Here is a 6,256-nt window from a genome sequence, read left to right as displayed (position 1 = left end):
GTGCGTGCGTTCTTCGAGCGCGATTTCGAGATGCGCTTCCGCCCCAGCTACTTCCCGTTCGTTGAACCCGGCGCGGAAGTGGACATCGCCTGGCAGCAGCCCGATGGCAGCACCCGCTGGCTGGAAGTGCTCGGCTGCGGCATGGTGCACCCGAACGTGCTGCGCAACGTCGGCATCGATCCGGAACGCTACACCGGCTTTGCCTTCGGCATGGGCGTGGAGCGTTTCGCGATGCTGCGCTACGGCGTCAACGACCTGCGCGCGTTCTTCGAAAATGACGTGCGCTTCCTCAAGCAGTTCGCGTAACGCATAAGGTAGCGCCGGGCCATGCCCGGCGGACTCAACAACGCAGGCCCAGGCGCATGCGCCGGGCCCACCAGGGTGAACCCATGAAATTCTCCGAAAACTGGCTGCGCAGCCACGTCCCGACCACTGCCTCGCGCGATGAGCTCAGCGCGGTGCTGACCGCCATCGGCCTGGAAGTGGAAGACGTGACCGCGCTTGGCGATGGCCTGCAGCACGTGGTCGTCGCGYGTATCGTCGAAGCCGAGCGCCATCCCGAAGCCGACCGCCTGCAGGTGTGCAAGGTTGATGCGGGGCAGGCTGAGCTGCTGCAGATCGTCTGTGGTGCGCCGAATGCACGACCGGGCCTGGTCGCGCCGCTGGCGATGGTCGGTGCGCAGATCGGTGAGTTGAAGATCAAGCCGGCCAAGCTGCGCGGCGTCGAATCCAACGGCATGCTGTGCTCGGCCAAGGAGCTGGGCCTGGACAACGATGCCTCTGGTTTGCTGGAACTGCCGGACGACGCGCCGGTCGGCCAGTCCCTGGTGGAGTACCTCGGCCTGCCGGATGCCAGCATCGAGATCAAGCTGACCCCCAACCGCGCCGACTGCTTCAGCATCCGCGGCATCGCCTATGACGTCGCCGCAGCGACGCGCAGCGAAGTACTGGATTTCATCGCAGCACCGATCGCTGCCCAGAGCAGCCGCGAGCTGGCAATCCAGCTCGATGCCGGTGCCGAAGCGCCGCGGTATCTGGGTCGTGTCATCGAAGGAGTCAACGCCGCGGCGAAGACCCCGTTGTGGATGGCCGAGCGCCTGCGCCGCAGCGGCGTGCGCCCGGTATCGCTGCTGGTCGACATCACCCAGTACGTGATGCTTGAGCTGGGCCAGCCGATGCACGCCTACGATCTCGGTACCCTGCAGGGCACGATCAGTGTGCGTCGTTCGCGCGCAGGCGAAAGCCTGAAGCTGCTGGATGGCCGTGATGCTGCGCTGGACGACAGCTTCCTGGTGGTCACCGACGCTGATCGCGCGGTCGGCCTGGCCGGCCTGATGGGCGGCTTCGACACSCGYGTYACCGAYGMCACCACCGCCGTGTTCCTGGAAGCGGCGCACTTCGCGCCGGCCGCGATCATGGGCCGCGGCCGCAAGCTGGGCCTGCACACCGATGCCGGCCACCGCTTCGAGCGTRGCGTCGACCCGGCGCTGCCGCGTACTGCCATCGAATACGCCACCCGCCTGGTGCTGGACCTGGCCGGCGGTACCCCCGCACCGGTTACCGAAGCGGTACGAGAGGCCGACCTGCCGCAGCCGGCGACGATCCTGCTGCGCCGCGCGCGCATCACCCGCGTGCTGGGCATCACCATCGAAGACGCCGAAGTCGAGCGCATCCTGCGCGCGCTGGGCATGGACGTGGTCGCCGCTGGCGAAGGCTGGCAGGTCACCGCGCCGAGCCGCCGCTTCGACATCGCCATCGAAGAAGACCTGATCGAGGAGCTGGCCCGGATCCACGGTTATGAGCAGATCCCGACCACGCTGCCGGGTGGCGCATCGCGTGTCGCGATGCCGTCCGAGACCCAGCTGGACGCGCTGAGCGTGCGCCGCCAGCTGATCGCACGCGATCTGCAGGAAACCGTCAATTTCGCCTTCGTCGACGATGGCCTGCTGGGCCAGTGGCAGCTGCGCGAGGATCTGGTGCCGCTGGCCAACCCGCTGTCGGCCGAGCTGGCGGTGATGCGCCCGTCGCTGCTGCCGGGCCTGGTCGCCACGCTGGGCCGCAACGCCGCCCGCCAGCTCGGCCGGGTGCGCCYGTTCGAGCTTGGCCGGGTGTTCGCGCAGCAGGCCGGAGATGGCCAGCCGGCGCCGCTGGAAACCCCGCGCGTGGCCGCTGCGGTCTGCGGTGAAGCGCAGGCGGTGCAGTGGGGCCTGCCGACCCGCAAGATCGATTTCCATGACCTGAAGGGCGACCTGGAATCGCTGGCCGCGGCCAGTGGCGCGGTCCTGGAGTTCCGCCCATCCTCGCGTGCCTACGGCCATCCGGTGCGTTCGGCYGAGGTGTTCCGCGACGGCCTGGCCATCGGCTGGATCGGCCAGATCCATCCGCGCCTGGCCAAGGCGATGGACATCGACGTGGACGTGTACGCCTTCGAGCTGGATCTGGAAGCGCTGTCGGCCCGTGCGCTGCCGCGCGCCGGTGAACTGTCGCGCTACCCGGCAGTGCGCCGCGACCTGGCCTTCCTGGTGCCTGAACAGGTGGCCTGGAGTGACCTGGCCGCGACCATCCGCCAGGCTGCCGGTCCGCTGCTGCGCGAGCTGAACCTGTTCGATCGCTATGTCGGCCAGGGCGTCGAGCCGGGATTCAAGAGTCTCGCTATGGGCTTGATTTTGCAGGACAAGTCGCGCACTCTGACGGACCGCGACGTGGAAGCGGTAGTGGCCGAGGCGGTCACTGCCATCGAGCGTGAACACCACGCCCGGATCCGCGGCTGAGCGGGCAGCACTCGGGGGTAGCAGGCAATGGCATTGACCAAGGCGGAGATGGCGGAAAAGCTGTTCGACGAAGTCGGTCTGAACAAGCGGGAAGCCAAGGAATTCGTCGACGCGTTCTTCGATGTGCTGCGTGAAGCATTGGAACAGGGACGTCAGGTGAAGCTGTCGGGCTTTGGCAATTTCGACCTGCGGCGCAAGAACCAGCGCCCAGGTCGCAACCCCAAGACCGGCGAGGAAATTCCGATTTCCGCCCGTACGGTGGTTACCTTCCGTCCGGGCCAGAAGCTCAAGGAGAGGGTGGAAGCTTATGCTGGATCCGGGCAGTAACCGCGAACTTCCGCCGATTCCGGCCAAGCGCTACTTCACCATTGGTGAAGTCAGCGAACTGTGCGACGTCAAGCCGCACGTGCTGCGCTACTGGGAAACCGAGTTTCCCAGTCTCGAGCCGGCCAAGCGCCGTGGCAACCGTCGTTACTACCAGCGCCACGACGTGCTGATGGTGCGGCAGATCCGCAGCCTGCTGTACGAACAGGGCTACACCATCGGTGGCGCGCGCCTGCGCCTGGATGGTCCGGATGCGCGCGAGGAATCGGCCTTGAGCAACCAGATCATCAAGCAGGTGCGGATGGAACTGGAAGAAGTGCTGCAACTGCTGCGTCGCTGACCCATTTCCGCCGTAATCCGCTATACTTCACGGCCCGCCGCACTGGCGGGCACATCGCAGCATCAGTCGGGGCGTAGCGCAGCCTGGTAGCGCATCTGCCTGGGGGGCAGAGGGTCGTCGGTTCGAATCCGGCCGTCCCGACCACTGTGATGTAACAGACAAGCCTGCGCAGCGATGCGTGGGCTTTTTTGTTGCGGCGTTGTATCCTGCGCGCACTCGTACTACCGCGGCTGCTGAACCCGGTACTCACGAGAACACGATCATGGAAACGCAAAGGAACCGCGCCTGGAGGCGCTCGCAGTCGCGCCACCACGCTGGCGACCACACGGCAGCACCGTCGATCTTCAAGCCGGAAAAGAACTGGAAGCTGATGTATACGCGCGGCGACAAGCTGCTGCGGGCGCGCCAGCTGGGTTTCACCTATCCAGTCCTCAGCCCGCGGCAACTGCTGGACCAGGAATGTTGAACCTGTTGTTTGTCTGCAGTCGCAACCAGCTGCGCAGCCCCACCGCTGAAGCGATGTGGCAGCGCCGGCCAGGTATCAGTGCGCGCTCGGCAGGCACCAGCCCGCATGCGCGCCGGCCCATCAGCCCAGCGGACATCCGCTGGGCTGATGTCATCTTCGTGATGGAGCCCAAGCACCAGCATCGGCTGCAGGCGAATTTTGCCCGCCTGCTTGAACACACGCCGCTGCACTGCCTGGATATCCCCGACGACTATCGCTGCATGGATCCGGCGCTGATGGCGCTGCTGGAAGCGAAGGTCGCGCCCTACCTCACATCGTCAGTAGCGAAGCGGTAGATCAACTCCGGATCGCCTTCGTCGAGGCCGTGCACGATGCCGCACTGCTGGAAACCAGCGGCTGCCAGCAGCCGCTGCATGTTGGCGTTGGATTGGTTGGTGGAGGTGAAAAGCCTGGCACCTGCGCTGCACGACGTGGCATGCAGAAGCAGCGCGCTGCCGACGCCGTGTCCGCGCAGTGGCGCGGCGACCATCAGCATCTCGATGAAGGCTTCACCGAAGAAGTGCCGGTGCTGGACCCGGTAGCCGGCCAGCGTGTCGTCGAGTTCGGCGACGTGCATGTGGCCGTCCGCCAGCCATTGGCCGATCTGCACGGCACGCCGTGGGTCATCGGCCGCAACGCTGTCCAGGGCGATCAGTGCCGGAAGATCCGTGCACACGGCCGCGCGTATCCGAACTGCTGGAGCCCGCACGTTCATCGCCGACGGATGCGCAGCAGCAAACCGCTGCCGCTGACCAGGCAGGCCAGAAGCGTGAGCAGCGACAGGGGCAGGTGGAATTCATCGCGACCGGCCGCAGCGAAGCCTGCATGGATGAGGGCTGTGCCGATAGCCAGCGCGCCGCACAGCAGTGCGTAGCGGCGCGCAGAGCCCAGGCCGAGCACGACCTGACGGTAACCGTGCAGCAGTACGCCGATGGCAAGCAGATTGAAAAGCAGGAATCCCTGGATGCCGCCGGGCACCTGGAACATCCGCCACTCCTGCCAGAACGCGGCATCGATCTGATGCAGCAGCAAGGACATCATCGTTGCCAGGTACCAGCGTTCCATGCGGTGTTTCCTGCTGCGGGAGCTTCATTCTAGCGATGATGGGCCCGCAGCCATCGCACTCAGTAGACGCGGAATTCGGCGCGGCAGCCGTCGCTGACCCATACACCGCGTCGGTCCCAGCCCCAGTTGCGGTCCTCGGTGCAGGGGGTGACCGATTTCTGCTTGACCAGCCGCACGTCATGACGGACGCGGATGCGGCACTGTTTCTCCTTGTTTTCGTAGGATTCGCAGACCAGGCGCTCGCCATCGCGATCACGGTCACGCCCACGCCCGGGCCAGCGGCCACGCCCGCGCTCTTCGGCGACGAATTCGGCGCGGCAGCCGTCGGTAACCCACAGCATGCCGCGGCGCTGTCCCCAGTTGTCATCTTCAACGCATCGCGTCACCGACAGCTGCCGCGCCAGTCGCGCGCGTCCTTCGAACGGGCACTGCTGGGTCTTGTTGAAGTGCGATTCGCAGGTCGTGCGCGGCGACGATTCGCTGTCGTAATCCTGGGCCGAGACAGTCGTTGCGGCCAGCAGCAGGGCAAGTGCAGAGCCGCCCAAGGGCAGTAGCAGGCGAAGGCTCATTGAAACCTCGGTTTGGGGATGGGACGCAAGAATGGCGCACGTATGGCGCTCTGCGACGACTGCGGGTTGCGCTGGCTCAGGACGGATTTATAAGTGTGCGACGGCGCATGCAGGGCGTTACATCCCGTATCATCCCGGGCACATCCGATTGCATCGGTTTACAGTTTTTTACACGTTCCAGCGCTTTCGGACGCGGCCTTCGGGCATCGCCCGTGGCCGCTGGCGCGGGTGCGGACAAGGATGTGCGGACCACGACGACCACAGGGGGTTGCGTTGATCAGCAGTATCGTCATTCATCGGTCGGCCGGCGCAGGCGCGGCCGACGTGCAGGTCCTGGACACGACGTTCAAGGGCAAGCGTGTTTTTGTTGCGTGGGGCCTGCGTGGCCTGGAACTGACCCGCGAAGCCGAGCCGGAAGATACGGTTGCGGCCCGCGATGCCTTGCGGCGGGTTTCCCGCCAGGCCGACGGGCCGCGCAGCAGCGAGATTTTCATTGCCAGCCAATCGGGCGTGGCCATCAGTGTCTACCGGATGCTGACCGAAGCCCGCAGCGGCGACGCCGTGTTCTTCCTGTGCGATTCGCCACCGGTGGTGGAATGGCTGGTTACTTCGCTGGAAGTGCAACCCGAATTGCCTGCGTGACCGGACGCCTGACCGTGCAGTCGAGCCTGCTCGACTGCAC

General features: G+C 65.8%; 10 protein-coding genes and 1 tRNA gene. 8 read left to right on the top strand and 3 right to left on the bottom strand.

Features of this window, described 5'->3' with window-relative positions:
• The 7 genes from AC1DJN_RS19920 to AC1DJN_RS19890 form a co-directional block, all read left to right on the top strand.
• Positions 1-306: tRNA ligase subunit PheS family protein (locus tag AC1DJN_RS19920; protein ID WP_478039919.1), on the top strand; the 306-nt coding region annotated here is incomplete at its 5' end.
• Positions 307-389: 83 nt separating this feature from the next.
• Positions 390-2,771: a phenylalanine--tRNA ligase subunit beta gene (pheT, locus tag AC1DJN_RS19915; RefSeq protein WP_478039917.1), complete on the top strand. Its 2,382-nt coding sequence runs from the start codon at positions 390-392 to the stop codon at positions 2,769-2,771.
• 27 nt (positions 2,772-2,798) lie between these two features.
• Positions 2,799-3,098, top strand: coding sequence for an integration host factor subunit alpha (locus tag AC1DJN_RS19910; protein WP_005410432.1), 300 nt, complete (start codon positions 2,799-2,801; stop codon positions 3,096-3,098).
• Positions 3,079-3,435: a MerR family transcriptional regulator gene (locus AC1DJN_RS19905; RefSeq protein WP_005410431.1), complete on the top strand. Its 357-nt coding sequence runs from the start codon at positions 3,079-3,081 to the stop codon at positions 3,433-3,435. Before AC1DJN_RS19910 ends, AC1DJN_RS19905 begins: the two co-directional genes overlap by 20 nt.
• Before the next feature lie 67 nt (positions 3,436-3,502).
• Positions 3,503-3,579 (top strand) — tRNA-Pro (locus AC1DJN_RS19900).
• Positions 3,580-3,697: 118 nt separating this feature from the next.
• Complete coding sequence (locus tag AC1DJN_RS19895) at positions 3,698-3,901, top strand: hypothetical protein (RefSeq protein WP_025876303.1); 204 nt, start codon at positions 3,698-3,700, stop codon at positions 3,899-3,901.
• A complete protein-coding gene (locus tag AC1DJN_RS19890) occupies positions 3,895-4,236 on the top strand; it encodes a low molecular weight protein tyrosine phosphatase family protein (protein WP_025876304.1) in 342 nt (113 codons plus the stop codon). The genes AC1DJN_RS19895 and AC1DJN_RS19890 overlap by 7 nt, the downstream gene beginning before the upstream one ends.
• Here AC1DJN_RS19890 and AC1DJN_RS19885 read toward each other — a convergent pair.
• The 3 genes from AC1DJN_RS19885 to AC1DJN_RS19875 form a co-directional block, all read right to left on the bottom strand.
• Positions 4,206-4,550: a GNAT family N-acetyltransferase gene (locus tag AC1DJN_RS19885; RefSeq protein ID WP_306415591.1), complete on the bottom strand. Its 345-nt coding sequence runs from the start codon at positions 4,548-4,550 to the stop codon at positions 4,206-4,208. The two genes, AC1DJN_RS19890 and AC1DJN_RS19885, sit on opposite strands and share 31 nt — an antisense overlap.
• A 101-nt stretch (positions 4,551-4,651) precedes the next feature.
• Entirely contained in the window at positions 4,652-5,005 is a 354-nt protein-coding gene (locus tag AC1DJN_RS19880; RefSeq protein WP_282280005.1) for a DUF6713 family protein, read from the bottom strand.
• A 59-nt stretch (positions 5,006-5,064) separates the two neighbouring features.
• On the bottom strand, positions 5,065-5,574 hold the full coding sequence (locus AC1DJN_RS19875) for a DUF3011 domain-containing protein (protein ID WP_088101307.1): 510 nt from the start codon (positions 5,572-5,574) through the stop codon (positions 5,065-5,067).
• Positions 5,575-5,814: 240 nt separating this feature from the next.
• Here AC1DJN_RS19875 and AC1DJN_RS19870 point away from each other — a divergent pair, with 240 nt between their 5' ends.
• Positions 5,815-6,216 (top strand): hypothetical protein, encoded by a 402-nt coding sequence (locus tag AC1DJN_RS19870; RefSeq protein ID WP_105164414.1) that lies wholly within the window; start codon positions 5,815-5,817, stop codon positions 6,214-6,216.
• Positions 6,217-6,256 lie beyond the last annotated feature (40 nt).

The sequence above is a fragment of the Stenotrophomonas sp. 05L414_2 genome, assembly GCF_056397905.1.
The sequence above is the reverse complement of the archived record's forward strand: the minus strand, read 5'-3'. Positions and strand labels throughout refer to the sequence as shown.

Bases quoted from the DNA above. Each gene is read 5' to 3' on its own strand.
- AC1DJN_RS19910 (WP_005410432.1), top strand. From the start codon at position 2,799: ATGGCATTGACCAAGGCGGAGATGGCGGAAAAGCTGTTCGACGAAGTC.
- AC1DJN_RS19905 (WP_005410431.1), top strand. From the start codon at position 3,079: ATGCTGGATCCGGGCAGTAACCGCGAACTTCCGCCGATTCCGGCCAAG.
- AC1DJN_RS19895 (WP_025876303.1), top strand. From the start codon at position 3,698: ATGGAAACGCAAAGGAACCGCGCCTGGAGGCGCTCGCAGTCGCGCCAC.
- AC1DJN_RS19890 (WP_025876304.1), top strand. From the start codon at position 3,895: ATGTTGAACCTGTTGTTTGTCTGCAGTCGCAACCAGCTGCGCAGCCCC.
- AC1DJN_RS19880 (WP_282280005.1), bottom strand. From the start codon at position 5,005: ATGGAACGCTGGTACCTGGCAACGATGATGTCCTTGCTGCTGCATCAG.
- AC1DJN_RS19875 (WP_088101307.1), bottom strand. From the start codon at position 5,574: ATGAGCCTTCGCCTGCTACTGCCCTTGGGCGGCTCTGCACTTGCCCTG.
- AC1DJN_RS19870 (WP_105164414.1), top strand. From the start codon at position 5,815: ATGTGCGGACCACGACGACCACAGGGGGTTGCGTTGATCAGCAGTATC.